General features: G+C 62.4%; 22 protein-coding genes and 1 riboswitch. Of the genes, 10 read left to right on the plus strand and 12 right to left on the minus strand.

What is annotated here, in order from left to right; translation table 11 throughout:
* Positions 1–5: 5 nt before the first annotated feature.
* Genes Q0974_RS05475 through Q0974_RS05485 form a run of 3 tightly spaced genes read right to left on the minus strand, consistent with a single transcriptional unit; the run spans position 6 to position 2,631 of the window.
* The gene (locus Q0974_RS05475; RefSeq protein WP_299323556.1) at positions 6–1,097 is read right to left on the minus strand and encodes an acyltransferase; all 1,092 of its coding nucleotides are present in this window, start codon (positions 1,095–1,097) and stop codon (positions 6–8) included.
* Positions 1,094–2,488, minus strand: coding sequence for a putative O-glycosylation ligase, exosortase A system-associated (locus Q0974_RS05480; protein WP_299323558.1), 1,395 nt, complete (start codon positions 2,486–2,488; stop codon positions 1,094–1,096). The genes Q0974_RS05475 and Q0974_RS05480 overlap by 4 nt, the downstream gene beginning before the upstream one ends.
* Positions 2,485–2,631 carry a hypothetical protein gene (locus Q0974_RS05485; protein WP_299323561.1) on the minus strand — a complete coding sequence of 49 codons (147 nt, stop codon included), beginning with the start codon at positions 2,629–2,631 and terminating at the stop codon, positions 2,485–2,487. Before Q0974_RS05485 ends, Q0974_RS05480 begins: the two co-directional genes overlap by 4 nt.
* A gap of 109 nt (positions 2,632–2,740) precedes the next feature.
* On the opposite strand from Q0974_RS05485, the gene Q0974_RS05490 reads away from it, so the two are divergent.
* Positions 2,741–4,492, plus strand: a complete 1,752-nt coding sequence (locus Q0974_RS05490) for an asparagine synthase-related protein (protein WP_299323563.1) — start codon at positions 2,741–2,743, stop codon at positions 4,490–4,492.
* Between the two features lie 3 nt (positions 4,493–4,495).
* Here Q0974_RS05490 and Q0974_RS05495 read toward each other — a convergent pair whose 3' ends face one another.
* Entirely contained in the window at positions 4,496–5,425 is a 930-nt protein-coding gene (locus Q0974_RS05495) for a right-handed parallel beta-helix repeat-containing protein (protein ID WP_299323565.1), read from the minus strand.
* An 85-nt stretch (positions 5,426–5,510) separates the two neighbouring features.
* On the opposite strand from Q0974_RS05495, the gene Q0974_RS05500 reads away from it, so the two are divergent.
* Both Q0974_RS05500 and Q0974_RS05505 read left to right on the plus strand, forming a co-directional pair.
* The gene (locus Q0974_RS05500; RefSeq protein WP_299323567.1) at positions 5,511–6,713 is read left to right on the plus strand and encodes a TIGR04063 family PEP-CTERM/XrtA system glycosyltransferase; all 1,203 of its coding nucleotides are present in this window, start codon (positions 5,511–5,513) and stop codon (positions 6,711–6,713) included.
* A 3-nt stretch (positions 6,714–6,716) separates the two neighbouring features.
* Positions 6,717–7,661, plus strand: coding sequence for a hypothetical protein (locus Q0974_RS05505; RefSeq protein ID WP_299323569.1), 945 nt, complete (start codon positions 6,717–6,719; stop codon positions 7,659–7,661).
* 4 nt (positions 7,662–7,665) lie between these two features.
* Here Q0974_RS05505 and Q0974_RS05510 read toward each other — a convergent pair whose 3' ends face one another.
* Complete coding sequence (locus Q0974_RS05510) at positions 7,666–7,986, minus strand: hypothetical protein (RefSeq protein ID WP_299323571.1); 321 nt, start codon at positions 7,984–7,986, stop codon at positions 7,666–7,668.
* The gene (locus Q0974_RS05515; protein WP_299323573.1) at positions 7,983–8,168 is read right to left on the minus strand and encodes a hypothetical protein; all 186 of its coding nucleotides are present in this window, start codon (positions 8,166–8,168) and stop codon (positions 7,983–7,985) included. Before Q0974_RS05515 ends, Q0974_RS05510 begins: the two co-directional genes overlap by 4 nt.
* Before the next feature lie 112 nt (positions 8,169–8,280).
* Here Q0974_RS05515 and Q0974_RS05520 point away from each other — a divergent pair, with 112 nt between their 5' ends.
* Positions 8,281–8,958 (plus strand): S24 family peptidase, encoded by a 678-nt coding sequence (locus tag Q0974_RS05520; protein ID WP_299323574.1) that lies wholly within the window; start codon positions 8,281–8,283, stop codon positions 8,956–8,958.
* 3 nt (positions 8,959–8,961) lie between these two features.
* Here Q0974_RS05520 and Q0974_RS05525 read toward each other — a convergent pair whose 3' ends face one another.
* The gene (locus Q0974_RS05525; protein ID WP_299323576.1) at positions 8,962–9,132 is read right to left on the minus strand and encodes a hypothetical protein; all 171 of its coding nucleotides are present in this window, start codon (positions 9,130–9,132) and stop codon (positions 8,962–8,964) included.
* Positions 9,133–9,280: 148 nt separating this feature from the next.
* Here Q0974_RS05525 and Q0974_RS05530 point away from each other — a divergent pair, with 148 nt between their 5' ends.
* The 4 genes from Q0974_RS05530 (at position 9,281) to Q0974_RS05545 (ending at position 16,657) form a co-directional block, all read left to right on the plus strand.
* Entirely contained in the window at positions 9,281–9,493 is a 213-nt protein-coding gene (locus Q0974_RS05530; RefSeq protein WP_299323577.1) for a hypothetical protein, read from the plus strand.
* 86 nt (positions 9,494–9,579) lie between these two features.
* On the plus strand, positions 9,580–11,610 hold the full coding sequence (locus Q0974_RS05535; RefSeq protein WP_299323579.1) for a BamA/TamA family outer membrane protein: 2,031 nt from the start codon (positions 9,580–9,582) through the stop codon (positions 11,608–11,610).
* Positions 11,610–15,842 carry a translocation/assembly module TamB domain-containing protein gene (locus Q0974_RS05540; protein ID WP_299323581.1) on the plus strand — a complete coding sequence of 1,411 codons (4,233 nt, stop codon included), beginning with the start codon at positions 11,610–11,612 and terminating at the stop codon, positions 15,840–15,842. Before Q0974_RS05535 ends, Q0974_RS05540 begins: the two co-directional genes overlap by 1 nt.
* A gap of 20 nt (positions 15,843–15,862) precedes the next feature.
* Positions 15,863–15,945: riboswitch (ZMP/ZTP riboswitch) on the plus strand.
* Between the two features lie 19 nt (positions 15,946–15,964).
* Entirely contained in the window at positions 15,965–16,657 is a 693-nt protein-coding gene (locus tag Q0974_RS05545; protein ID WP_299323584.1) for a DJ-1/PfpI family protein, read from the plus strand.
* A 154-nt stretch (positions 16,658–16,811) separates the two neighbouring features.
* Here Q0974_RS05545 and Q0974_RS05550 read toward each other — a convergent pair whose 3' ends face one another.
* The 3 genes from Q0974_RS05550 to Q0974_RS05560 all read right to left on the minus strand — a co-directional run bounded on the left by Q0974_RS05550 (position 16,812) and on the right by Q0974_RS05560 (position 20,258).
* On the minus strand, positions 16,812–18,236 hold the full coding sequence (locus Q0974_RS05550) for an aldehyde dehydrogenase family protein (protein ID WP_299323586.1): 1,425 nt from the start codon (positions 18,234–18,236) through the stop codon (positions 16,812–16,814).
* 176 nt (positions 18,237–18,412) lie between these two features.
* Positions 18,413–19,825 carry a type I glutamate--ammonia ligase gene (gene glnA / locus Q0974_RS05555; RefSeq protein WP_299323589.1) on the minus strand — a complete coding sequence of 471 codons (1,413 nt, stop codon included), beginning with the start codon at positions 19,823–19,825 and terminating at the stop codon, positions 18,413–18,415.
* A 94-nt stretch (positions 19,826–19,919) separates the two neighbouring features.
* The gene (locus tag Q0974_RS05560; RefSeq protein ID WP_299323591.1) at positions 19,920–20,258 is read right to left on the minus strand and encodes a P-II family nitrogen regulator; all 339 of its coding nucleotides are present in this window, start codon (positions 20,256–20,258) and stop codon (positions 19,920–19,922) included.
* 281 nt (positions 20,259–20,539) lie between these two features.
* Between Q0974_RS05560 and Q0974_RS05565 the strand changes: the two genes are divergently transcribed.
* Both Q0974_RS05565 and Q0974_RS05570 read left to right on the plus strand, forming a co-directional pair.
* Positions 20,540–20,803, plus strand: coding sequence for a hypothetical protein (locus tag Q0974_RS05565; protein WP_299323594.1), 264 nt, complete (start codon positions 20,540–20,542; stop codon positions 20,801–20,803).
* A gap of 72 nt (positions 20,804–20,875) precedes the next feature.
* Positions 20,876–21,160, plus strand: coding sequence for a hypothetical protein (locus Q0974_RS05570; RefSeq protein WP_299323596.1), 285 nt, complete (start codon positions 20,876–20,878; stop codon positions 21,158–21,160).
* Positions 21,161–21,188: 28 nt separating this feature from the next.
* Here Q0974_RS05570 and Q0974_RS05575 read toward each other — a convergent pair whose 3' ends face one another.
* On the minus strand, positions 21,189–23,363 hold the full coding sequence (locus Q0974_RS05575; RefSeq protein ID WP_299323599.1) for a PQQ-dependent dehydrogenase, methanol/ethanol family: 2,175 nt from the start codon (positions 23,361–23,363) through the stop codon (positions 21,189–21,191).
* Between the two features lie 79 nt (positions 23,364–23,442).
* Complete coding sequence (gene map, locus Q0974_RS05580; RefSeq protein ID WP_299323601.1) at positions 23,443–24,270, minus strand: type I methionyl aminopeptidase; 828 nt, start codon at positions 24,268–24,270, stop codon at positions 23,443–23,445.
* Between the last annotated feature and the right edge of the window lie 52 nt (positions 24,271–24,322).

Here is a 24,322-nt window from a genome sequence, read left to right on the forward strand (position 1 = left end):
AGCCGCTATGCGGTCTGTGGTTTCCGCGCGAAGAGCTTTTCGAACTGTTTGTTGAGCGTCCGTTGGGCCGGCCTTTCGACCAGATGATAGAGCAGCGCGGACACGATGAAGGTCAACACAAGGAACCCGGCCAGTCCGCCCGCACCGATCTGACCGCTATCGTCAACGAACAGCAGTTTGAAGAGCACGAACAGGAGGAAATGCGCCAGATAGGTCGCATAGCTGATTTCGCCGAGATAATGCAGCGGCCGCGCGGCGAGCGGGTTACGCGGCATTGTGGCGGTCAACGCCGCGGTCAAAAGCAGGCCGGAAAAGGCGAGCGGGACAGCCAGCGTTTCGGCGATCACGCCGGTAAGGGCCAATGCACCGACTGCGATACCGCCAGCCGCCGAGAGTGCCGCCATTGCAATCGCCCGGTCCCGCCAGCGCAGCCAGAGCGCGCAGAGGATCGTGCCGATGGTGAACTGTATCAGGCAGCGCAAAAGCCCGGTTTGCGTGATATTGGCGTCTAGGATCGGCGCGTCCATCGCCACAAAAAAGCTATGCAATGCGAGCGCGAACAGGCCGATCAGCGCCAGCAATATCGGCGTCGAGATCGCGCGCCAGTCCGTACCGAGCGCGATCAACGGGAATAGCAGATAGGCCGCCATTTCGACGCTGATCGACCAGGCCGGATCGTTCCAGCTTAGCGCCGTGGTGAATCCCCAATTCTGGATGAGCAGCAGGTGCAGCGGCAGTTCCTGCCATGGATAGGCTTCTGGGCTGGATCGCCCGGTTGCGGCCAGCACCAGGGCGAAGACCATGGCACCGCACAGGATTACGAAGTGCAATGGATAGATGCGAGCGAAGCGCCGCGCGAGAAAGCCGGGTATCGCGGCGATTCCGTTTTCGGCAATCCGGTCCCGATAGCTGAGCCAGATGACAAAGCCGGAGAGCAGGAAAAAGAAGTCCACCGCCAGATAGCCCTTTGCAAAGATGTCGAGCAGGAAAGGCGGCAGCAAATCGGCCGATGACGTGCGTATATGGTACAGCACCACATACCAGGCCGCGATGCCGCGCAGCGCGGTCAGTGCTGCCAGATCAGGTTTGGCCGTCATGTCAGGTTGCCCGGCAAGGGCTTGCCCATGCGCGGCGTGCCCGGTTCCTTGAGCGCTTCGGCGACCGGCTTGAAGCCCTCGCGTTTCCGTAGACGCGAGAGGTACATGTCGAGGCTGGCCTGCACGGCGAGCAGCATCAGCGGGAAGGGCTGGAATGCGATCGCGATGAACAGGGCGCCGATCAGATAGATGATCTGACAATGTTGGAGCGCAGTGGCGAGCGGCGACACCCATTCATAACCCGGTGGCGCGCGCTCCTTCCGGTAACGCCGGCGTACGATTTCCATGCGCAAAAGGCCGATGCCATGCAGGGCGAGCCATAGCGCGAGACCGATCCAACCCTGTTCCGCAAGCACTTCGAAATAGGCGGAATGATAGGCGCGGCCCCGGTCGACGACGACGCGTTGCTGTACCGAGGTCGCGCCCGCGGATTCGAGCGTCTCGGTCGTCGTGTATTGGATATTGTTGCCGCGATAGATACCGAAGCCGCCGCCCGTGGGATTCTCGCTCACATATTCGAGTGTCCAGCGCCACACGGCGATGCGCGTCATCGCCGACATGTCCGCCTGATAGGTGGAGATCGTGCCCATTCGGTCGGAGAAGCTTTGCGGCAGGAAGGGCAGGGAGACGATGGCGCCGAAGCCGGCGAGGCCGATAAAGAGCAAGCGCCGCCTGTTGTCGCGCAGCATCAGCGCGGCGAGAACGACGATACAGACGAGGCCGGTGCGCGCTTCGGTGCCGATCGGGATCAGCAGACAGGCGAAGACAAGGCAGCCGGCGAAAACCTTCACCTTCCAGTCTTGCGGAAAAATGGTGTTGAAACGGCCGACCCACAGGATCAGCGGGATGATCGCAATCGCGATGGTTGCCGCCGTACTGCTTTCGTAAATGCCGCTGTTGGAATCGACCATAATGGCGAGCGAGCCGTAGCCGCCGCCCGACAGGACCGTCTTGATGCCACCCGCGATCATGATGAGCGCCGGCCCCAGAACCATGAACAGGACATAGGCCTCGATGCGCAGCCGCGTCCTGAGCACGAAGGGCAGGAACATCGCCCAGATCATGCCCTTCCAGACCCAGTCCCATTTGAACTGCGCTTCGACCGGAAATTCGGCGTAAAGCGTCGTGAATCCACACCATAGCCCAAGCATGCCGATCAGCCATTGCGTGGTGCTGATTTGGAACGACTTTTCCTTGTCGAAGATCAGCCACCCCATGATCGCCAGCGGTGCGACTACGAGTGAGAGCGGGATGCTGTCGAAAATATAATAGGTAAGCTCATGCGGCGAGACGATGTCGACATAGGCATAGGCGAGCACCCAGATGAACGGGCGGCGCAAACCGAGCACAAGCATCGCGGCGAGAAATCCGGCAAAGGCGAGATCGGTCACGGTCGCTCAGCCTTCGGATCGAGATTTTTGGGCTTGGGTGTGTTGTCCGCCATATCGTCGTCAAGGTCCGGGCGCGACAACAGCCGCCATGCCGCAAGCAGCATGAGCCCGTGCGTCACCAAGAGCGCGAACTTATCGATCATTACCGGCGCAAGCCCTCCATCATGGCCCTTCAGGGCTTAGCCATGCCGAGTTGAGGATGTATTAAGCCTAATGCGTAATATCTTAAATATCCTGCGCTAAGGGCACTGTATGACCGCGCTTTTTCTGGTCCGGAATGACGATGAGAGCTTCGCCGGGCCGGCGATTGCCGATGCGCGCGCCGAATTCGCACAGCAGGGTTTCGACGCGATGGAGGAACTGGCGATACCCGGCTGGCGATTGCTCCATGCGCCCTATATTCAGGGCGGGCCGGTTAACTTCCTGCAAGCGGGCGAAGATTTTATCGGTTTCGCCGGCAGTTTTGTCTTCGATGGCAAGATCGGCAAACCGGCGCTCGAAGCCGCACTCAAGGATCTCGATCCCGTGGCGATCGACTGGAGCCGGGTCGGCGGGCAGTTCGTCATGGTCGTTCGCAAAAGCGGTCAAACCTTCCTCTTCACGGACTGGTTCGGTGCGTTCGAAATCTACCATGACGCGGACCGGCGGATATTCTCGACATCGCTGCTCGCCGCAGTCTCCTGCCTGCCGAAGCTGAGTTTCTATCCGCAGGGTGTTTACGAACATGTCTTCAATGTCCTGCCGATCGGCGATGATACGGTGTTCAATGAACTGAAACGGCTGGGGCCTTTCGAGGTGGTCGAACTCGGCCAAGACGGCGCAGCTTCGCACCCGATCGAAAAGCCGATGCAGGAAGGTTTCGGTTCGCGCGACACTGGCGCGCATATCGAGGCGCAGCGAGAGGCGCTTGGCCGTGCCGTCCGGCCTTGGGTCGAGCATTTCGGCGACCGTATTTTCTGCGCATTGTCCGGCGGTCTGGACTCGCGCCTCGCGCTTGCGCTGCTGCGAGAACAGAACATCTTGCCGTCGGTCTTCTGCTATGGCGCGGAGGACGAATGCGATGTGCGTGTCGCGCGCGAAATCTGCGCAGCGCTCGGCACCGAGGTCGATGTGCTGGACAAGGATGTGTATCGCGAAGTCGCGCTTGATGCGTTTCCGGCGCAGGTCGAGCGCAATTTTTACGACCATGATGGCCTGCCGAACTTCGGCAGCATCTTCGATAACGGCGCCGATTATCATGCACGCAAGAAGCGGCACACCGATGGCGCGCTGTCGGTCTCAGGCGGTTGTGGCGAGGTGTTTCGCAACTTCTTTTTCCTGCCGGATGGCCGCTTCACGGCGGCCGATGTCGCCCGCGCATTTTACGCCCGATACAGCCTTGGCGATGTGACTGAGACCTTTGACGAAAGGGCGTTTCTGCGCGGAATCGAAGACAAGATATTGGCCGGGCTGGGGCGAGAGGGCGATCGCGGCGCATTGCCGCGCGCGGCTGTCGAGCGGATCTACCCGACCGTGCGGTGCCGTTCGCTGTTCGGCCATGAGATCAGTCTGGAAGCGCGGCAGGGCGCGTATCTGATGCCGTTTCTGGAACAACTCGTCGTCGCGCAGGCGCTAAAGTTGCCGCTGTCCATGAAGAATGCGGGCCGGTTCGAAGCCGCGTTGCTTGCAGCGATCGATCCAGAGCTGGCGGCCATGCCATCCTGCTACGGCCATGATTTTTCCGGTCCGCCCGGTCTTCGGCATCGGTTTAGCGAGTGGACGACGCGGCGGCGGCCCATTGCGCTGCGCCATAGAAGCTATGCCATCCAGCGCCGGCTTGGGCCGATGGGCGACGAACATGGTGGGCTGGAGACGGACGCGTATCTGAGACGGGTCATCGATCTCGATTACCCGATCATGCGGCGCTTCTTCCGGATCGGGGAAATCGGCGATAGCGCCGTCATGCGCCGGATCGCCAATCTCGAATATCTTGGGCAGCGGCTCGGATCGAAGCTGCGCGGCTGAGCGTTATTGCAGCGCGAATTCGGTGATCTGTTCGCCGAGATCGTTATTGCGCACCGTCATGCTTTCGCCGCCCCAGTCCCGCACGAAAACAGTGTCCCAGCGAAAGCCGGGCGCCACCCAGGCGCGGTTGTTCTCGACGACGAGATTGCGGGTGCTGTGATCATTGCCCTCGGGCGAGACGGCGATGATTGTGCTGTAATTTTCCTTGTCTGCGCCTTGCACGAAGGTATTGCCGGCGATCCGGCCGCTGCCACCGACCGAAAGATCGATATGATAATTGGTCTGTCGGCCCCGGCTGTCGTCGAAACTGTTGTTCAGAATCTGCACGACGGGCGCGCGGCTCTTCAGATAATGCGCTTCCTGACCCTGTTCGAAGCGCGAATTGGTGACGATCAGCTCGCCATAATAGCCGATATAGAGCGAGTGCGCACCGTCCCCGTCGGGCCGCCGACCAAGCCGGCGGAAGGTCGAATGATCGATGCGGATCGCCGAAGACGGGTCGTTCGCTGACAGGATGCCGCTCTGAGAATCCGTAAACAGCGTCTGGGTGACGTCCAGATTGCCCTCTTCGATGCGGATGCCCGCGCCATTGCCGTCCGGCACGCTGATATTGGCGAATGTCAGCCCGTCCACCGAAGCGCCGCGCCCGCGTAGGACGAGGGTCGCTTTCCCCTCGCATGCACCGCCGTCGAACACGACTGTGCCCGCTTCCGCCGCCACGAAGGCGATACTGCCGGCTTCCTGCACCGCGCAATCGCGATAACGGCCCGGCGCAATGCGGATCGTGCCCGAACCGTTGCCGATTGCGCGCACGGCATCGCTGAGCGTCCCGAAACCCTGGCCCGTTTCGGCGATCACGAACGGAGCCGGGCGCTGTGCGACGGCGATGGCCGACAGCGTCAGGCAGGTGGCGAGCAAAGCGAGCTTCTTCATTCCGGCACTCCAGCAGAATTTGGTTTTTCTTGATAGAACAGTAGCGGTTGACGGCGCGTTAAGCAGTTTGTGGCAAGCGCCGGACATGCGGATCTTGCATATTCTCGATCATTCGATGCCGCTCCACAGCGGCTACAGCTTTCGCACGCGGGCCATTCTGAAAGCGCAGCTGGCCAATGGCTGGGATGTGGCGGGAGTCACTGGCTCGCGCCACACGGAGGACGGGCCTGACGTCGAGACGGTCGACGGGCTGACCTTCTATCGCACCAAAGCGCCCGAGACGATGACGACGCCGATGCGCGAATGGCGCGAAATCGCATTGCTGGCCGACCGTGTCGACGAAGTCGTGCAGGAGTGGAAACCGGATCAGCTCCACGTCCATTCGCCGGTGTTGAACGCGATGGCGGCGCTGCGGGTGGCGCGGCGCCGTAAGCTGCCCCTGATCTACGAAATTCGCGCTTTCTGGGAGGATGCCGCTGTCGGCAACGGCAAGGGCCGGGTCAATTCCGCGCGCTATTGGCTGACGCGGATGCTCGAAACGCATGCCGCCAACCAGGCGGATGCCGTGGCGGTGATTTGCGAGGGGTTGCGGCAGGATCTCATCCGGCGCGGGGTGAGCGGTGACAAGATCATGGTCGCGCCGAACGGCGTCGATATGGCGCTGTTCGGCGATCCGGCGCCTGCCGATGCCGATCTGGCCCAGTCACTCGGGCTAGCCGGCAAGGAAGTGGTCGGCTTCGTCGGTAGTTTCTATGATTATGAGGGGCTCGACGATCTGATCGCCGCTATGCCGCGGCTCGTAATGGCGCGGCCCGATGCCCATCTGCTGCTCGTTGGCGGCGGGCCGATGGATGCTGCGCTACGCGACCAGGCCGCGCAGTCCGATGTCGCCGATCATATCCGCTTTACCGGCCGCGTGCCGCATCAGGAGGTGGAGCGCTATTACGGCCTGATCGATATTCTCGCCTATCCGCGCAAGAAGATGCGGCTGACCGATCTTGTAACGCCGCTCAAGCCGCTCGAGGCGATGGCGCAGAAACGGCTCGTTGCCGCGTCCGATGTCGGCGGGCATCGCGAGCTGATCGAGGACGGGGTCACGGGCACACTCTTCCCGCCCGACGATCCCGATGCTCTGGCCGCGGCGCTCGCCGAGATGTTCGACAATCGCGAGATTTGGGACGAACGACGGAAAATCGCCCGGGAATTCGTCGAACGCGATCGTAACTGGTCGTCAAACATTTCGCGTTATGCCCCTGTTTACCAAAAACTCACCGGCAAGGCGGTTTAGGCTATGAATGTGAATCTCGATGCGATCCGGAGCGGCACTCCGCTCAAGGAACTGATGGGCCGGCTGCCCAAGATTCCGACAGCTTCGGCGGTTTCGGGACTGATCGTCGCCGCGTTGATCCTGATGACGCCGAACCCCTGGTTCGAAGCTTTTATCGTAGAAACCGGTTTGCCGAGCGTACTTGGCGCGGCGCAGCCGCCGCTTGGCGCACGGGCGCGCATCGTGTTCGCGCTCGTCGCCGCGCTGATCGTTACCAGCGCTGCTTGGGTCATCCTGTCGTTCATTCTGAACCGCAAACAGCGCGCCGCGGCCGAGGCCGACTATCATGCCGAAGATTTCGATGAGACCCAAGAGCGCTATGGCAGCAGGGCCGGCGCATTGCGCCAGGCCGATGCGCATCCGGACGCACCCTATCGCCGGCCGATTATGGCCGAGGACGATCTCGGCACGCCGCTAGATCTCGTCGATATTGCGCCGCAGGATATGTCGGAAGCCGAAGTGGCGGATGAACCACTGGACCTTGGCGCGGTGGCAGAGATCGTTGCGGAAGAGAAGCCTATCGCGACTGTAGAGGATGTCGATACGGGCGACTCAGAAGACTTTGAAGCAGTCGAAACCGAAGCAGAGGCGCCGCCAGCCGAACCCGTATTCGAAGTGCCGCTGCCGAGACGCGATGATCCGGTTGCGGAGGAAGCGGCTCCGGCGGAGAAGGTCGATAGCTTCACGCTGCCGGAAGATACCCGTACGGAACTGACGAAGCTCGTCGATCGGCTGGAGGCTGGGCTCGAGCGCAAAAAGGCGCGCGAGCAGCATCAGCGGGCAGAGACGGGCGATCAGGTTTCCGGGCAGGCGACGCAGCGACGCGAGACGCGGCCGGCTGCAGACCGCGATGCCGCGCTACGCGACGCGTTGGATACACTACAGCAAGTGGCGGCCAAACAGGGCTGAGCCATCAGTCGTTGGCGAGGATCAGCGCTTCGAGCTCGATGCGTGCCTGATCGTCGTCGATATCGCTTTCGACGATTGCGATATCGACGAGAATACACCGTCCGAGATCGAATTCGGCATAGTCGAGATTCTGCGAAAGCCGGTTGACGGTATCCGCCGCATGCTCTCCCGCGAACGTCAATGCGAAGCGATGCCGCATGCCCGTAAAGGTGATGCTCGACCAAGGCTTGGCGCTAATGGTGTCGACGACGGGCCTGTCGCCTGCCCGCACGGCGAGGGCGCGGACGAGTGCGGCCAGCCCGAAAATCAGCACCGGACGCGTCATGAGCGCGCCTGCATCTGGGCCGCGATATAGGCGAGAATGCGCGCGCGAACCTTGGCCCCGCATTCGCGCCCCCGCCTGATATCGAACACCAGGCGCGGATCGTTGACGGCTTCGCGGCCGAAGCGGGTCGGCGGCATATCGGTCTTGCGCAAGAAACGGTCGATTTCGATCAGCAGGCTCATCCTTTTCTCCTTTGAAACTTGATGCTGACCGGCGAATCACCGATAAGCTTTTTCCTATCTCAAAGGTAATTTCCTACTTGTCTAGGAATAATCCTATTGCTATTGTGCCAATATGGATGGAGATAATCCCCAACAGGTGTTGGAGCGTCTGGCGCGCGAGCGGGGCGACGATTATGCCGCGCTATCCCGGCTTATCGGCCGAAATGCGGCCTATATCCAGCAATTTATCAAACGTGGCACGCCGCGGCGGCTTGCCGAGGAAGATCGGCGCATTCTCGCCGAATATTACGGCATCGACGAACAGCTGCTCGGCGCGCCGACGGGCAAGGCGTCAAGGAAAAATCCTTTTTCGGACGATAGCGCAGCGGGCAAGATGGTCGCTGTCAGCCACTATGCCGTGAACGCGTCGGCGGGCCCCGGCGCGCTGACCGGCGAAGAGGAAGAGCTGTCGCGCATCGCTTTTCCCGAGCGCTGGCTGCGCCGGTTGGCGGGTGGCGACCCGGCCCGGCTCTCGATCATCACCGTGTCCGGCGATTCGATGGAGCCGACCCTGTCGGACGGCGATGAGATTTTGGTGAGTGGTGACGATGGCGCGGACCGGTTGCGCGATGGCATCTATGTGCTGCGCGTGGACAATGCGCTGATGGTGAAGCGTATCGCCATGAACCCGGCGAACCGCCGCTTCACGATCAAGAGCGACAATGATGGCTATCCGGACTGGCCCGATTGCGATCCGGATTCGCTTGAGGTGATCGGGCGCGTGGTCTGGGCGGGGCGGCGGCTTGCCTAGGGCCTAACGGTTCAGCGCCCAAACCGCCGTTGCGGCCAGCGCACCGGCAACGATTCCGCCGATTATCCCCATTGCCGGCTCGCCGATAAGGAAACCGATACCGAGCCCCGCCAATGGTCCGATTGCGACAAATATTCCGCCGCCGAGGCGGTTTTCCCGGCTGTTGTCATTCATGACCGCCCTATGGCAGCGCGACCCGGCTCTGTCACCTGTTCCTATGGCTAATCCAATCTTCACTCTGTTTTTGCGCGATATATGAAAGGCTTTTCGCCTAATGGCAGATGCTCATACGCGCCCGTGATCGCTCCAGGATATGCACCATATGTACGAGAATTTTTACCTCGAAGACCGTCAGGCTGTGTTCGATGCCGCTGACCTTATCGCCGAGTTCGGCGCGCATGCGGGCATGGAAGCGGCGGCGCGCGCGTCGCGCAGCCGGGAAAAGGGCAATGTCGTGCATTTCTGCCGCTGGCGCCAGATCGAGCGGCTCGTCGATTGGATGGACAGTGCTGAGAACGAGGCCACGCGCCACTGATACGGTGTGCGGTTCATCCGCCACGCCGTTGAATTTCAGCGCAATTTGATTGGCGCATACCGGGGTTTCGCGCTACGAGCCGCTCCATGACGGCCGCGACTAAATCGGGCAGGGCGTGTATCTGTTCCCTTTTCCTGCTTGGCGCGCTGGGGACACCGTGCGCACTCCATGCGCAGTCCGCGTCCGATGAAATTGCCGAAGACGTGGCGGACGAGGTCGAATCCCTTTCCACGCAAGAGCTCGAACCGCTGGAGAGCAGCGACGAGTTTCGCGCTTCGGCGCCGATGACCGAGATGACCGATTTCGGCGTCGCATGGCCCGACATGTCCGAAGTCGCCGACACCGAAACCGCGAGCAGCCGCGCGGCCGCGGCGATCGGTACCGAACAGCGCTATTCCGTCACCCTACGCGGTATCGATAACCTCGATGCAGCCGACGAAATCCGCTCGCAGTTCGACGCGCTCTCCGTGCTGAAAGAGAATGATGGCGACACGGCCGTCGTCGCGCAGATCAATCGCCGCGCGGATATCGATCGTGATCTGCTCAACGAACTGCTGCGCTCGCACGGCTATTACGACGCTGGCGTTGCTGCCATAGTGTCCGGCGAAGCTGGCGGGGAGCGGATCGAGGTCGTCTTCGAGATCGATGCGGGGCCGCTTTACCGGTTCGACAGCGTTGAGCTGCCCGGTCTCGCGGCGGCGGGCGAGCGGACGGACGAACTGCGCGCGCAGTTCCCGGTGGAGGTCGACGATCCGGTCGACGCCACCGCGGTAACGGCCGCCGAAACCAATCTGGCGGCGGAACTGGGCAATCGCGGCTATCCCTTCGCCGAAGTCAGCGAGGAGCGAGTCGTTATCGATCATGCGAACCGCGTCGCGTCGTTGACAGTGCCGGTCGAAACGGGCGGCGAGCGCAACTATGGCGAAATCCGCGTGACCGAAGGCGAAGACGAGATTTTCGGCGCCGATCATGTCGCGACAATCGCCCGGTTCGAACCCGGCGAACTCTATTCGACCATGATGGTGGAGGATTTGCGCCGCGCGCTGATCCAGACCGGTCTGGTATCGCGGGTAGAGCTGACGCCGGTCGAGAATGCGGACCCGTTGCTGGTCGATCTCGCCGTAGCAATGCAACCAGCCCCGCCGCGCACGATTTCGGGCCAGCTCGGCTATAGCACGGGTGAGGGCGCCCGCGTCGAAGTCGGCTGGGAACATCGCAACCTGATCCGGCCCGAGGGCGCCATCAGATTGCGGGGGATACTCGGCACCGACGAACAGTTCGCAAGCGCGAGCTTCCGGCGCAGCAATTTTCTCGCGCGCGACCAAGTCCTCACCGCTCAACTGTTCGCCGGCAACACGAACCGCGACGCGTTTGATGCGCGCACGGCGGGCCTGACATTCGGGATCGAGCGGATATCCAATCAGCTCTGGCAGAAAAGATGGGTCTGGTCGGCTGGCCTCGAACTGATCGCATCCGACGAGCGCGATGTCGTCGGCATGGCCGGACTGCGTGCGCGCGAGACCTTTCTCATCGGCGCAATTCCGCTGAGCCTCGGCTATGACGGCACGACGGACCTCCTCAATCCGACCGATGGTTTCCGGCTGTCCGCCTTCGTTTCGCCCGAGCTCTCGCTGCAGGATGGCACCTTCGCCTATGCGCGCGTGCAGATCGACGGCAGCGTCTATCTGCAATTGATGGATTCGACGGTACTGGCGGGCCGCGTCCGCCTCGGGGCAATTCCCGGCGCATCGACCAACAATATCGCGCCCTCGCGGCGTTTCTATGCGGGCGGCGGCGGATCGGTGCGCGGCTATGGCTATCAATCGATCGGGCCGCGTGATGCGAATAACGATCCGATCGGCGGGCGCAGCCTAGTCGAGCTGGCGCTGGAGGCGCGCTACCGGTTCGGCAGTTTCGGCATCGTGCCGTTTATCGACGCCGGCGCGATCTATACCGATCTCTATCCGGACTTCAGCGATCTGCGTTTCGGCGCCGGTCTCGGTGTGCGCTATTATAGCAGTTTCGGGCCGATCCGGCTCGACGTCGGCACGCCGATCAACCCGCAGCCCGGCGATCCCGTCATCGCCATTTACATCTCGCTCGGTCAGGCTTTCTGATGGCGGAGACGGTTGTCGAGAAGGGGCAAGAGGATGTCGATTTCATTTCGGCAACACCGCGCCGCCGCCAGATAACCCGGTGGGTGCTGCTCGGTTTCACCGGTATATTGGCGCTGCTGATCGTTACGATATTCGCGCTCGATACGCCGCCCGGTCGCAGGTTCATCATCGACCGGATCGAGGCGCTGGAACCGGCGAACGGTCTGCGCATACGGATCGGGCGGATCGACGGATCGATCTACGGCCAGATGACGATATCCGATTTGCGGCTCTACGATCCCGACGGCCTCTTCTTTGAAGCGCCGGAGCTGGAGGTAGACTGGCAGCCGCTTATGTATCCGTTCGATAATGAGCTGCACATTCGCAGCCTGATATCGGACCTTGTCATCCTCCACCGCGCCCCGGCGCTGATTCCGCCGGAAGAAGAGCAGCCCATCCTGCCCGATTTCGACATCTATCTGGGCAATCTGGCTATCGAGCGGTTCCGTTTCGAGGAGGCGATCGCGGGGGAGCGCCAGCATATCTCGCTCGCCGCCAATGCGAATATTCAACTGGGGCGCGCGCAGATCGAAGCGCGGGCGAATGCTTTGGATGGCGGCGAGCGGCTGGAACTCCTGCTCGATGCCGAGCCCGATGGCGACGTCTTCGATGTCGATATGCAGCTTTATGCGCCGGAAGATGGCATTCTCGCCGGGCTGACGGGGATCGAACGGTCGCTGGCCGTCGATATCGCGGGCAGCGGAACATGGCAGCGCTGGGACGGCCGCGCCCAGGTCGATAGCGGCGATGCCCGGGTGATTGATCTCAATCTCGAAGCGCGCGACGGCGATTTCCTGCTCGGCGGCGTCATGCGCTCGGCCGCGCTGTTCGATCCGGGCATCGTCCAGCGACTCACCGCGCCGGAACTGAATCTGACCGCGCGGGCGACGCTGGAAGACCGGCGCCTTGCCGGCGATTTCGATATCCGCTCTGCGGCGGCCCTGATCGAGGGGCGGGGGACGCTCGATCTGGCGGAAAACGCGTTCGACGGGTTCGTCGCCGATATCCGGCTGCTCGATCCATCGGCGCTCGTCACCGATATGCGCGGCACCGATGTTCGCATGAACTTGGGTCTGGACGGTCCGTTCGACGGCGCGCGGTTCCGTTATCAACTGACCGCGCCGCGCGCATCTATCGCGACGACCGGGTTCGAAAATTTGCGCGTGGCCGGGGAGGGGCGCTGGGGCGAACCGCCGTTCGTATTGCCAGTCGGTGCAACGGCGAGCGCGATCACCGGACTTCCCGATACATTCTCTGAGATCGTCCGCAACGTCGCGCTCGACGGCGACTTGCTGATTACCGCCGATCAGATTGTCGGCGACGATCTGCGGTTGCGGTCCGATCGTGTCCGGGGCGACGCGTCCATCGTCTACGATCTGGCGAGCGGCGATTATGCCGCCGGATGGGATGGCGCTATCGATCGCTTCGCGCTGCCAGGCCTTGGTGTTTTCGACATTCGCACGCGGGTAGAGGTTCAGCCCGCGCCCGGCGGCGGCTTTCAGATTGCTGGGCAAGCGCGTGCCGTAACACCCACGCTCGACAACGATTTCTTCCAATCGCTAGCCGGCGGCGCGACGACGGTCGACACGGCGATCGCTTATGGGCCGGACGGCCGTTTCAGCTTTTCGAACATGCAGGTCCGCGCGCCGGCCTTGCGGTTCGACGGCTCCGGCTATCTCGACGGCGATGGCCAGCTTTCGGTCGCGGGGTCGGGGGAGCAGACGCAATATGGGCCGGTGACGCTGACCGCCCGGGGCGAGCCATCACGGCCGCGCGTCGAACTTACGCTGGCCAGTCCGGTTCCTGCGGCGGGTATCGCCAATGTCGATGCCGTGCTCGATCCGAATGCGAATGGCTATTCCTATATGGCGCGTGGCAACTCGATGGCCGGGCCGTTTACATCGGTTGGTCAGCTCCTGCTGCCCGCCGATGCGCCGGCGGGGGTCAATGTGGGCGAGTTGCTGGTTGCCGACACGCGGACCGAAGGACGCTTCGCTTTTCGCGATGGCGGCATTATCGGCGTGCTCGATCTCGAAGGTCCGGGCGTCACCGGCGATATAGAACTGACGATGGACGGCGGCGAGCAGCTGGTCGTCGTCGATATCGATGCGGAAAATGCCCGGCTGGGCGGCGAAATCGACGCGACGATGCGGCGGGCGCTTCTCGATCTGCGCTGGCGTCCGCTGCGCGAGGCACCCACGCTACAGGCTGGCGTGGAGCTGACCGGCTTTCGCAGGCGCGGCATTTCCCTCGCGCGGTTCGGCGCGGCGGTCCAAATCGACAATGGCTATGGCGAGGCCGATTTCGATGTCGGCGGCGCCCGCGGCCGCGATTTCGACTTTGAAGCGGTCGCGCAGATCGCACCGGGCCTCATTACCGTCGAAGGTGGAGGATCGTTCCGCGACGAACCGATTACCCTCACGCCGCTCGTCCTGCGCAAGGAGGAAGAGGGCTGGGTCGTCCCCGAAAGCACGATCGGCTATGCTGGCGGCGGCGCGACCGTGGCGGCGCGCTTCGGCGGTCCGGTTACCGAGGTCGAGACTACGCTGGACAGCATCCCGCTTTCGGTGGTCGATATCTTCTATCCCGAGACCGGCCTCGGCGGCATGGCGACCGGCACGCTGCGCTATCGCCAGACGGCTGACGAAGTCGTACCGACGGCCAATGCGGAGCTCCGCATCCGCAGCCTGACCCGAGAGGGTTTTGCGCTCCGGCCGCGGCCAGTTAATTTCGGCCTCAACGTGCGCGTTGAGGATGAGCGGCTGGCGACCCGCGCGATCATGGAAAGCGATGGCGAGGAAATCCTGCGCTTCCAGTCGCGGATCGATCCGATCGCGGGCGCCGGCAATTTCGGCGACCTGCTGGCTACCGCGCCGCTGCTTGCCGAACTGCGCTATAACGGACCATCGGAGACGCTCTGGCAGCTAACGGGTAACGAGCTGTTCAGCCTGTCCGGCCCGTTGCTTGCGCGAATGGATATCAAGGGCACGCTCGAAACGCCGCGCATCACGGGCGCGCTGGAAACCGAAAATGCGCGTCTCGAAAGTGCGCTGACGGGGACGGTCGTCGAAGGGGTGACGACTACCGGCACCTTCCGCAATGCGCGTCTCGAATTTGCCGAGCTTTCCGGCACGACGCCGGGCGGCGGCACGGTATCGGGCCGGGCCGCGTTCGACCTGGGCCTCGCCACGGGCTTCGGCATGGACATCGATTTGCGAGCGGATGAGGCCTGGCTGCTGCGCCGCGACGATATCTCCGCCCAGGTCACTGGCCCGCTCCGTATCCAGCTCCAAGTACCCGCGGGCACGGCAATCGGCACCGCCGCGGCCCGGCCTGTCGGCACGATCAGCGGCGAATTCGAGATGGTCCGCGGTGAGTTCATGCTGGGCCAAGCCGCTCCTTCCATCGTTGTCCCGCAATTGAACGTCGTCGAGGTCAACCGGCGGATCGACGATCCCGACCCCCGGGCCGAACCGATCGATTGGACGCTTGATATCGATGTGAACGCGCGCAACCGCTTCATGGCGAGGGGCCTGGGGCTGGACAGCGAATGGGACGCGGATATCGATGTGCGCGGGCCGCTCACCGAGTTCCAGATACTCGGTCAGATGAACCTCATCCGGGGCGGCTATCAATTCGCCGGCAGGCGGTTCGAACTCGAACGTGGCCGGATCGAATTCTATGGCAACCAGCCTGTCGATCCCGTGCTCGACATTGTCGCCGAGGCGGATGTTGAGGGTCTGGAGGCTACGATCAATATCGGCGGTACGGGCTTCAGTCCCGAGATCACCTTCACCAGCGTTCCCGCGCTCGAACAGAGCGAATTGCTGAGCCGCCTGTTGTTCGGGACGTCCATTACCGATCTGTCGGCGCCCGAAGCCATTCAGCTCGGCGTAGCGCTCGCGTCATTGCAGGGCGGGGGTAACGGCCTCAATCCGATCAACGCTGTGCGCGATGCGATCGGGCTTGATCGGCTGCGCATCCTGCCGGCCGATCCCGCCGAAGATCGCGGCACGGCCGTGGCAGCCGGCTTCTATGTGACACGGCGATTGTTTGTCGAGGTGATCACGGACGGACAGGGCTATTCGGCGACGGAAACCGAATTCCGGATCACGCGCTGGCTCTCACTGCTCTCCAGCATCAGCACCGTCGGCCGCGTCGGTGGCGATATCCAGATCAGCCGGGATTATTGAGCGCAGCGCTGTTATGATCGGCCTGTCCGCTTGACTGGTGATTCGAGATGGGTGACCATCGGGAAGTGCGGACCTCAGACAGCCGCTCGCCTGGGCATCACCGCACAATCAGGGAGACGCCCATGAAGATCGTTATTCTGCTCTACCCCAATATGACCCAGCTCGATTTTACCGGGCCGTTTGAGGTGTTCGCCGCGCTGCCCGATGCCGAGATCGATCTCGTCTGGAAAGACACTGAGCCGGTGTGCGACGTGAACGGTCTGATGATCGTGCCAAGCGCCAGCCTTACCGATGCGCCTCAGGCCGATTTGCTGTTCGTGCCCGGCGGCTTCGGTCAGGCCGCGCTGATGGAAGATGACGAGGTGCTAGGCTGGCTGCGGCAGCAAGCCGAAGGCGCGAAATATGTCACGTCAGTCTGCACTGGCTCGCTGGTTTTGGCCGCGGCGGGGCTGCTCGATGGTTATCGCGCAACCAGCCATTGGCACTGGATCGACCAGCTTAAACTGTTCGGCGCGGAGCCCGTCAGCGAGCGCGTGGTGATCGACCGCAACCGGATTACCGGGGCAGGCGTGTCAGCGGGTATCGATATGGCGCTCTCGCTGGTCGCTGAAGTCTATGGCGAGCCTGTCGCGCGGCTGATCCAGCTCGGTATCGAATATGACCCCGATCCGCCCTTCGACGGCGGCCATCCGAGCCGCGAGTCCGAAGAGCTGGTCGCCATGCTGACTGCGCGGCTGGCTGATATCGAAGAAGCGCGCTGGGAGGTTGCGGAGAGAGCGGCGGCTCGCATGAAGGAGCGCGAGCCGACCGACTGACCATGCGTCGTCATTCCAGCGGAGGCTGGAATCTCAGGCCGCAAACGCTGTGCCAAACCGCCAGAGATCCCAGCTTTCGCTGGGATGACGAAAGAAAAAAGGGCGACAGGATTGCTCCCGCCGCCCTTCTAACGATTGAGATAGATGCGCCCGATCAGGCGGGTTCGCCGATAATCGTCTTCACTTCCATGAATTCGCGCAGGCCATATTTGCCCATTTCGCGGCCATTGCCCGACTGTTTGTAGCCGCCAAACGGCGCGTCGGGGATCGGGCCCCAGTTATTGACGCCGACGAGACCGGCGCGGAGCTTGCCCGTGAACTTCTTGGCTTCCTCGGCCGGGCCGTAGACACAGGCCGAGAGGCCGTAATCGGTGTCGTTGGCGATCTCGACCGCCTCGTCGTCATTCTCATATTTGATCAGCGTGACAACGGGCCCGAAAATCTCTTCGCGTGCGATCGTCATGTCGCTCGTGATGTCCGAGAAGACGGTCGGTTTGACGTAGAAGCCCTGATTGACGCCATCCGGACGGCCCGTGCCGCCGGTTTCGACCTTGCCGCCCTCATCCATGCCTTTCTGGATAAGGCCCTGAATTTTTTCATACTGCGCGGCATTAACGACGGGGCCGATATGGCCGCCCATCTCCTTGGGATCGCCGACCGGCACGCTTTCCATCACGCCCTTGGCGATCTGCACGGCCTCGTCATATTGAGATTCATGAACGAGCATCCGCGTCGGCGCGATGCAGCTCTGGCCGGAATTGATGATGACGCCCTGCAGGCCGTTCGGCACGGCTTCGGAAAGGTCCGCGCCTTCGAGTACGATGTTCGGCGTCTTGCCGCCCAGCTCCTGGTGCACGCGCTTGACGGTGTCGGCGGCGTTCTTGGCGATGATGATGCCGGCGCGGGTCGAGCCGGTGAAGCTCACCATGTCGACATCGTCATGCTTGGTCAGCATCGTGCCGACGCCCGGGCCGTCGCCCTGGACCAGGTTGAACACGCCAGCCGGCACGCCCGCGGCATCCATGATCTCGGCGAAGATGGCGGCTGAGCCTGGCGTTTCCTCGGACGGCTTCAGCACCATCGTATTGCCCGCGGCGAGCGCCGGGGCGACCTTGGCGGTGATCTGGTTCAGCGGCCAGTTCCACGGCGTGATCATCGCGACAACGCCGATCGGCTCATGCACGACGCGCGCCGGGCCGAGCTGCTCTTCCCATTCGAACTCTTTCAGCACTTCGGCGGCCTTGGCGATATGGCCGAGGCCCGCCGGGCCTTGGGCCGCATTGCCGATGGCGATTGGGCAGCCCATCTCGTCGGCCATCACATTGGCTATGTCGGGAATCCGCTTCTTATATTCTTCGGCGATCCGCTCGAGCATCGCGATGCGTTCTTCGACACTGGTCTGGGAGAAGGTCTTGAACGCTTCCTTGGCGGCCGCGACGGCCTTGTCCGTATCGGCCTGGCTGCCGAGCGTGATTTCCGTACACGGTTCTTCGGTGGCCGGGTTGATTACCTCATGGCGTGTGCCGCCATCGCTCTCCACCCATTCGCCGTTGATATAATGCTTGAGATAGCTGTGCATGGCAGTCCGCTCCTATGATTCGATGATTTTGGGTTCGTCTTTGCAACGAAGATAGGGGAAGGGAGGCGCTGGTTCAACGCAAACCGCGCCGGGCCGCCAATTTCGAGCGATCAGAACACGGAAAAGAAAAAGGGCCCGGTGTCGCCACCGAGCCCTTTCGCATATTGGTTCGGTGATCAGGCCGAATAATACATGTCGAACTCGACCGGGCTGGGGGTCGTTTCCCAGCGGTCATTCTCTTCCCATTTGAGCTCGGCATAGCCTTCGATCTGGTCGACCGAGAAGACGTCGCCCTTGGTCAGGAAGTCGTGATCCTCTTCGAGCGCTTCGAGCGCTTCGCGGAGCGAGCCGCAGACGGTCGGTACGCCTTCGAGTTCCGCCGGGGGCAGATCGTAGAGATTCTTGTCCATCGCGTCGCCCGGATGGATACGGTTTTCGATTCCGTCGAGGCCCGCCATCAGCAGCGCCGAGTAGCAGAGATAGGGATTGGCCGTCGCGTCGGGGAAACGGAACTCGACGCGCTTCGCCTTGTCGCCCGTGCCGTACGGAATGCGGCAGGAGGCCGAGCGGTTGCGGCTCGAATAGGCGAGCAGCACCGGTGCTTCATAGCCCGGGACGAGGCGCTTGTAGCTGTTCGTCGTCGGGTTGGTGAAGGCGTTGAGCGCGCGGGCGTGCTTGATCACGCCGCCGATATAATAGAGGCAGGTTTCGCTGAGCCCCGCATAGCCGTCGCCGGCGAAGAGCGGCTTGTCGCCATCCCAGATCGACATATGCGTATGCATGCCCGAACCGTTATCTTCCTTGATCGGCTTGGGCATGAAGGTCGCCGTCTTGCCATAGGCCTGGGCGACCATGTGCACGACATATTTATAGACCTGCATGCGATCCGCCGTCTCGACGAGCGAGCCGAAGGTGAGGCCGAGTTCATGCTGCGCCGCGCCGACCTCGTGATGATGCTTGTCCATGGGCAGGCCCATTTCCATCATCGTCGAGACCATCTCGGCGCGGATATCCATGGCGCTGTCGACCGGCGGCACGGGGAAATAGCCGCCCTTGGCGCGCGGACGGTGGGCCATATTACCCATCTCATATTCGCGGCCCGAATTGGTCGGCAGCTCGATATCGTCGATCTTGAAATAGCTGGTGTCATAGCCGTCTTCGAAGCGCACATCGTCGAACATGAAAAATTCGGCTTCCGGGCCGACATAGACGGTGTCGCCGACGCCCGATGCCTTCACGAAAGCTTCGGCGCGTTTTGCGGTCGAGCGCGGATCCCGGCCATAGAGTTCGCCGGTGCCGGGTTCGACGATGTCGCAGCATACCGCGAGCATCGGCGTGGCGGAGAAGGGGTCCTCATAGACCGCGTCGAGATCGGGCCGCAGGATCATGTCGGATTCGTTGATCGCTTTCCAGCCGGCGATCGACGAGCCGTCGAACATCAGGCCGTCTTCGAGAGCGTCTTCGTCCATGACACCGGAGCACATTTGCAGATGCTGCCATTTGCCCTTCGGATCGGTGAATCTGAGATCGATCCATTCGATCTCTTCTTCCTCGATGCGTTTGATAATATCTTTGGCGGTGGTCGTCATGGAACTTTGCCTTCCTCTCGCTGGGAATCAGAGAAACAAACCTATACTATTCTTCGCATCTGCACAAAATTTTTTTGCACTGCGCTATAAACCGCTAGACGGCGTCGGAATCCTGTTCTCCGGTGCGGATGCGAATCGCGCGATCGATGGTCGATACGAATATCTTGCCGTCGCCGATTCGGCCGGTCTGGGCGGCATTCTGGATCGCCTCGACGACGCGATCGGCGAGCCCGTCATCGACCACGGCTTCCAGTTTCACCTTGGGCAGAAAGTCGACGATATATTCGGCGCCGCGATACAGTTCGGTATGGCCTTTCTGGCGGCCGAAGCCTTTCGCCTCGGTAACGGTCATGCCGGTTACGCCGACATCGTGCAGCGCTTCCTTCACTTCGTCGAGCTTGAACGGTTTGATGATCGCTTCGATCTTTTTCATGCGCGCAATGTCCTCTGGCTGCGATCCTATGCTGTCCGACAGACATAAGCGGGCGGAGGGGCGACTCGCAAGCGGCATCGTCTCGCGGGAAACGGGATTTTCGACCGCCGAACATATCCCGGGTCCAAGAGAGTCAGAGACGGATCGAAGCGCGCGCGGGATGGGTCGCGCCCGATATCGCGCCCGTCCTGTTTTCCGGTCCGTCCGTCTCCAAGTCCCTATGCCGTAGCGGAAAAGCCACGATGCTTAGAGAGGCGGGGACATAGAGTAAGGACCTGAACATGCGTAAATTCACTATGTTAGGCGCCGCAGCTTTTGCTGGTGCCATTCTCTCCACCCCGGCGGTCGCACAGTCGGAAGGCGAGCCGATGCCGCCCGAAGAACAGGCGATCCCCGAACCCACGATCGACACGGATGGCGATGGTACGCCGGACGCCTGGGATCAGCGCGGCGATGGCCGGGCCGATAGCTGGGACATGGACGGTGATGGCCGACCCGATGTCTTCGATCAGGATGGCGACGGCCAGCCGGACGATCCTCAATAGCGGGCTAGGCCCTGACCACCCTAGGCGCCGCCGGGCTCCATCTCCCGGCGGCGCATTTCAAGGATAGATACCATGCGATATTTGATTTGGCCGGCCAGTTTCGGCCTATTGCTCGCCGCGTGCGGACCGGCTCAGGAGACGGCCGACACAGCGGAGGAAGATACGCTCGATGCGGCGCCCGAACTCGTCGATCCGGTCGTCGAAGACCCGGTAGACGATATCGGCATGCCGCCGCCCGATATGCTCGAAGAGGATGTTGGCGAGGCAATGCCCGAAGACCCGGCGATGACGGAAGACGAGCTTCCGGAAGAGGACGATATGGAGCCGGAGGATCCGGCAGCGCCTGACGGCGGCTAGCCTTGTTACCGGTGCAACGATAGGGCGTTTAGGACTCGCCCTCGGCATCCTCGCGCCGCGCGCGGAGGCGGGCAATATCTTCGCTCGCCTTGTCGATGACATAGAGCCGGATAGTCTCGGCCAGTTCGGCCGGCAGGACGCTGGTGAAGCTCGGCATCCCGTTTTCAGCGAGCGAACCACCGCGCACCACATCCTGCCAGGCTTCCGCGCTCGTCAGATAGCCGGAGAAGCGCATGTCCGGGTTGATGCCGCCGCCGACCGCGCCTTCGCCGTGACAGACCATGCAGTAGCGCAGATAGAGTTGTTCGCCGCGCGCTATCTGTTCGGGCGTGCCCGTCGATGCCGGGGGATCGAGCAGCTCTCGCTCCATATCCGGCGCCGCCGGCAGCACACCTGTTCCGTCGAGCCGGAGGACGATGAGGCGCGGGACATTGGGCACTTGGCCGGCCGTGATATCGGCCGCGCCGGCCGTGATCTGGAAGGCGCCGCCGCGGCCGGTCGTGAAGCCGATATGCTGTACGCCGTCGATCAGGAAGGTCGAGGCGCCGGCGAGCACGCCGGACTGGACGTCCATCGACCAAAGCTCCTCTCCCGTATCGGCGGCATAGGCCTTGAACTGGCCGGTCGCCGTGCCCTGGAACACGAGATTGCCAGCCGTCGTCAGAATGCCGCCATTCCAGGGCGTGTCGTAATCGATCGTCCAGCGCGCTTCCTGCGCGACCGGGTCCCAAGCGACCAGCTGGCCGCGCACGGCCGAGATCATCGCGCGCATCGCCGCTTCGTCGCGGGGGAGAGCAGTGTCCTCGATATTGGTTCCGGTGTTGAAGCCGATCGGACTCAGCGCCGAATGATCGTCTGTCGTTGGCGGGAGGAAGACCGATGGCACGATGTTGGCCGGGATATAGGCGAGGCCCGTCATCGGGCTGAACGCCATGGGCTGCCAGTTATGCGCGCCGATCGGCCCGGGATTGGCGATGAACATCTCGCCCGTGCGGTAGAAACGCGCCTCCGGATTCTCGATCGGCCGGCCGGTCGCCAGATCGTAGCCCGTCGCCCAGTTCACGCCCTCGACGAAGGGTTCGGCGGACAGCAGCGATCCGGTCTCGCGGTCGATGACGAAGAAGAAGCCGTTTTTCGGCGCGTGCAGGATGACCGGGCGGCTCTCTCCATCGAGCTCGAGATCGGCGAGGATTATCGACTGGGTCGCCGTATAGTCCCAGGTTTCGCCGGGCGTCTGCTGGTAGTGCCAGAGATATTCGCCGGTATCGGGATTGAGCGCGACGATGGAGGAAAGGAAGAGATTGTCCCCCTGGCCGTTCGAGCGCGTCCCGTGATTCCATGGGCTGCCATTGCCGACGCCGATATAGAGCTGGTTCAGTTCATGGTCGTAGACGATCGAGTCCCAGACGGTGCCGCCGCCGCCGGTTTCGCGCCACTGGCCTTCCTCGGACCAGGTGCGTGCGGCGGTCTGGAGTACTTCGTCCGACGCCGCATTGTCGGCTTCGCCATCGGGATTGGGCACGGTGTAGAAGCGCCATTCGAGCGCGCCGGTGTTCGCATCATAGGCCGAGACATAGCCGCGCACGCCGAACTCCGCGCCGCCATTGCCGATGATCACCTTGTTGTTCACGACGCGCGGGACGCCGGTGATCGTGTAGGGCCGGTCCCGGTTGGTCGTCTGTTCGGACCAGAGCTGCGCGCCGGTGATCGCATCAAGCGCGATCAGCCGCCCGTCGAGCGTGCCCAGATAGAGCTTGCCGCGCCATATGGCGACGCCGCGATTGACCGCGTCGCAGCAAGTGTTCTGCAACACCGAGCGCGGCACTTCCGGATCGAAGGTCCAGAGCGGTTCGCCATTGCTGGCATCGAAAGCGAAGACTTTGGACCAAGGGCCGGTCACATACATGACGCCATCGACGACGAGTGGTGTCGCTTCCTGCGCGCGCGCATCCGGCAGTTCGGCGGTCCAGGCGATGCCAAGATTGGAAACGTTTTCAGTAGTAATCTGATCGAGCGGGCTGAAACGCTGCTCGGAGTAACTGTAACTGGCTGCCGCCCAGTCGCTGCCGTCGCCGCCGGTGATCAGAAACTCGCCATCAATCTTGGCCGCGCCTTCGGCTGCGCTATCGGTGTTTGTCTCGCCGGCTCCCGCGGAACAGGCCGCCAGACCGAGTATCATGACCAGTCCGATCCAAGCACGCATAAGTCACTCCCTCCGATACGCCTTCTTATTGGCGCAGCATCGGGCGCGTTGCAAATATCCTGCTATGCGTCCGGCGCGGTCAGTCGTAGGGCGGTTTGTCCAACCCTGCCGGGCTCGTGGTGAAAATCTCGACGCCGTCTTCGGTCACGCCGATGGAATGTTCGAACTGTGCCGACAGCTTCCGGTCCCGCGTGACAGCGGTCCAGCCGTCTTCGAGCACCTTCACACCCGGCTTGCCGATATTGATCATCGGTTCGATGGTGAAGAACATGCCGGGCTTGAGTTCGGGGCCAGTGCCAGCCCGGCCCGCATGGATGACCTCGGGCGCATCGTGAAACAGCCTGCCAAGGCCATGGCCGCAAAAATCGCGAACGACGCCATAGCGGTGCGATTCGGCAAAGGTCTGGATCGCGTTGGACACATCGCCCAGCCGCGCGCCGGGTTTCACTTCCGCGATACCGAGCATCATTGCTTCATAGGTCACATCGATCAGCCGCTGCGCCTTGATCGGCACCTTGCCAACCGTGAACATGCGGCTGGTATCGCCGTGCCAGCCATCGAGGATCGGCGTGACGTCGATATTGACGATATCGCCTTTCTTGAGGGCCTTGGGGCCCGGAATGCCGTGGCAGACCACATGGTTGATCGAGGTGCAGGAGCTTTTCGTATAGCCGCGATAGCCAAGCGTTGCGGGAATGCCGCCGCCCGCCTTCATGCGTTCGAACACGAAATCGTCGAGCTCTTCGGTCATCACGCCGGGCTGGACCAGCGGCACAAGTGCATCGAGAATCTCGGCAGCGAGGCGCCCGGCGGCGCGCATGCCTTCGAAACCGGCTGCGTCATGCAATTTGATCGTGCCGTCCCGGGCGACGGAATCGGCGGCGGTTATCGTCTGATACTGGTTCATGCGGGGCTATATAGCGTTTTCACAGGCGCTTCGCCACAGTATCGCTAGCGGC

This window comes from Parasphingopyxis sp., from assembly GCF_028279465.1.
Taxonomy (GTDB): domain Bacteria; phylum Pseudomonadota; class Alphaproteobacteria; order Sphingomonadales; family Sphingomonadaceae; genus Parasphingopyxis.

Coding starts and splice junctions, on each gene's coding strand:
- Q0974_RS05485 (WP_299323561.1), bottom strand. CDS start 2,631: ATGATCGATAAGTTCGCGCTCTTGGTGACGCACGGGCTCATGCTGCTT.
- map (WP_299323601.1), bottom strand. CDS start 24,270: ATGAACCAGTATCAGACGATAACCGCCGCCGATTCCGTCGCCCGGGAC.
- Q0974_RS05500 (WP_299323567.1), top strand. CDS start 5,511: ATGCGGATCTTGCATATTCTCGATCATTCGATGCCGCTCCACAGCGGC.
- Q0974_RS05525 (WP_299323576.1), bottom strand. CDS start 9,132: ATGAATGACAACAGCCGGGAAAACCGCCTCGGCGGCGGAATATTTGTC.
- Q0974_RS05565 (WP_299323594.1), top strand. CDS start 20,540: ATGCGTAAATTCACTATGTTAGGCGCCGCAGCTTTTGCTGGTGCCATT.
- glnA (WP_299323589.1), bottom strand. CDS start 19,825: ATGACGACCACCGCCAAAGATATTATCAAACGCATCGAGGAAGAAGAG.
- Q0974_RS05545 (WP_299323584.1), top strand. CDS start 15,965: ATGAAGATCGTTATTCTGCTCTACCCCAATATGACCCAGCTCGATTTT.
- Q0974_RS05540 (WP_299323581.1), top strand. CDS start 11,610: ATGGCGGAGACGGTTGTCGAGAAGGGGCAAGAGGATGTCGATTTCATT.
- Q0974_RS05495 (WP_299323565.1), bottom strand. CDS start 5,425: ATGAAGAAGCTCGCTTTGCTCGCCACCTGCCTGACGCTGTCGGCCATC.
- Q0974_RS05570 (WP_299323596.1), top strand. CDS start 20,876: ATGCGATATTTGATTTGGCCGGCCAGTTTCGGCCTATTGCTCGCCGCG.
- Q0974_RS05505 (WP_299323569.1), top strand. CDS start 6,717: ATGAATGTGAATCTCGATGCGATCCGGAGCGGCACTCCGCTCAAGGAA.
- Q0974_RS05515 (WP_299323573.1), bottom strand. CDS start 8,168: ATGAGCCTGCTGATCGAAATCGACCGTTTCTTGCGCAAGACCGATATG.
- Q0974_RS05575 (WP_299323599.1), bottom strand. CDS start 23,363: ATGCGTGCTTGGATCGGACTGGTCATGATACTCGGTCTGGCGGCCTGT.
- Q0974_RS05535 (WP_299323579.1), top strand. CDS start 9,580: ATGACGGCCGCGACTAAATCGGGCAGGGCGTGTATCTGTTCCCTTTTC.
- Q0974_RS05510 (WP_299323571.1), bottom strand. CDS start 7,986: ATGACGCGTCCGGTGCTGATTTTCGGGCTGGCCGCACTCGTCCGCGCC.
- Q0974_RS05475 (WP_299323556.1), bottom strand. CDS start 1,097: ATGACGGCCAAACCTGATCTGGCAGCACTGACCGCGCTGCGCGGCATC.
- Q0974_RS05490 (WP_299323563.1), top strand. CDS start 2,741: ATGACCGCGCTTTTTCTGGTCCGGAATGACGATGAGAGCTTCGCCGGG.
- Q0974_RS05560 (WP_299323591.1), bottom strand. CDS start 20,258: ATGAAAAAGATCGAAGCGATCATCAAACCGTTCAAGCTCGACGAAGTG.
- Q0974_RS05520 (WP_299323574.1), top strand. CDS start 8,281: ATGGATGGAGATAATCCCCAACAGGTGTTGGAGCGTCTGGCGCGCGAG.
- Q0974_RS05530 (WP_299323577.1), top strand. CDS start 9,281: ATGTACGAGAATTTTTACCTCGAAGACCGTCAGGCTGTGTTCGATGCC.
- Q0974_RS05550 (WP_299323586.1), bottom strand. CDS start 18,236: ATGCACAGCTATCTCAAGCATTATATCAACGGCGAATGGGTGGAGAGC.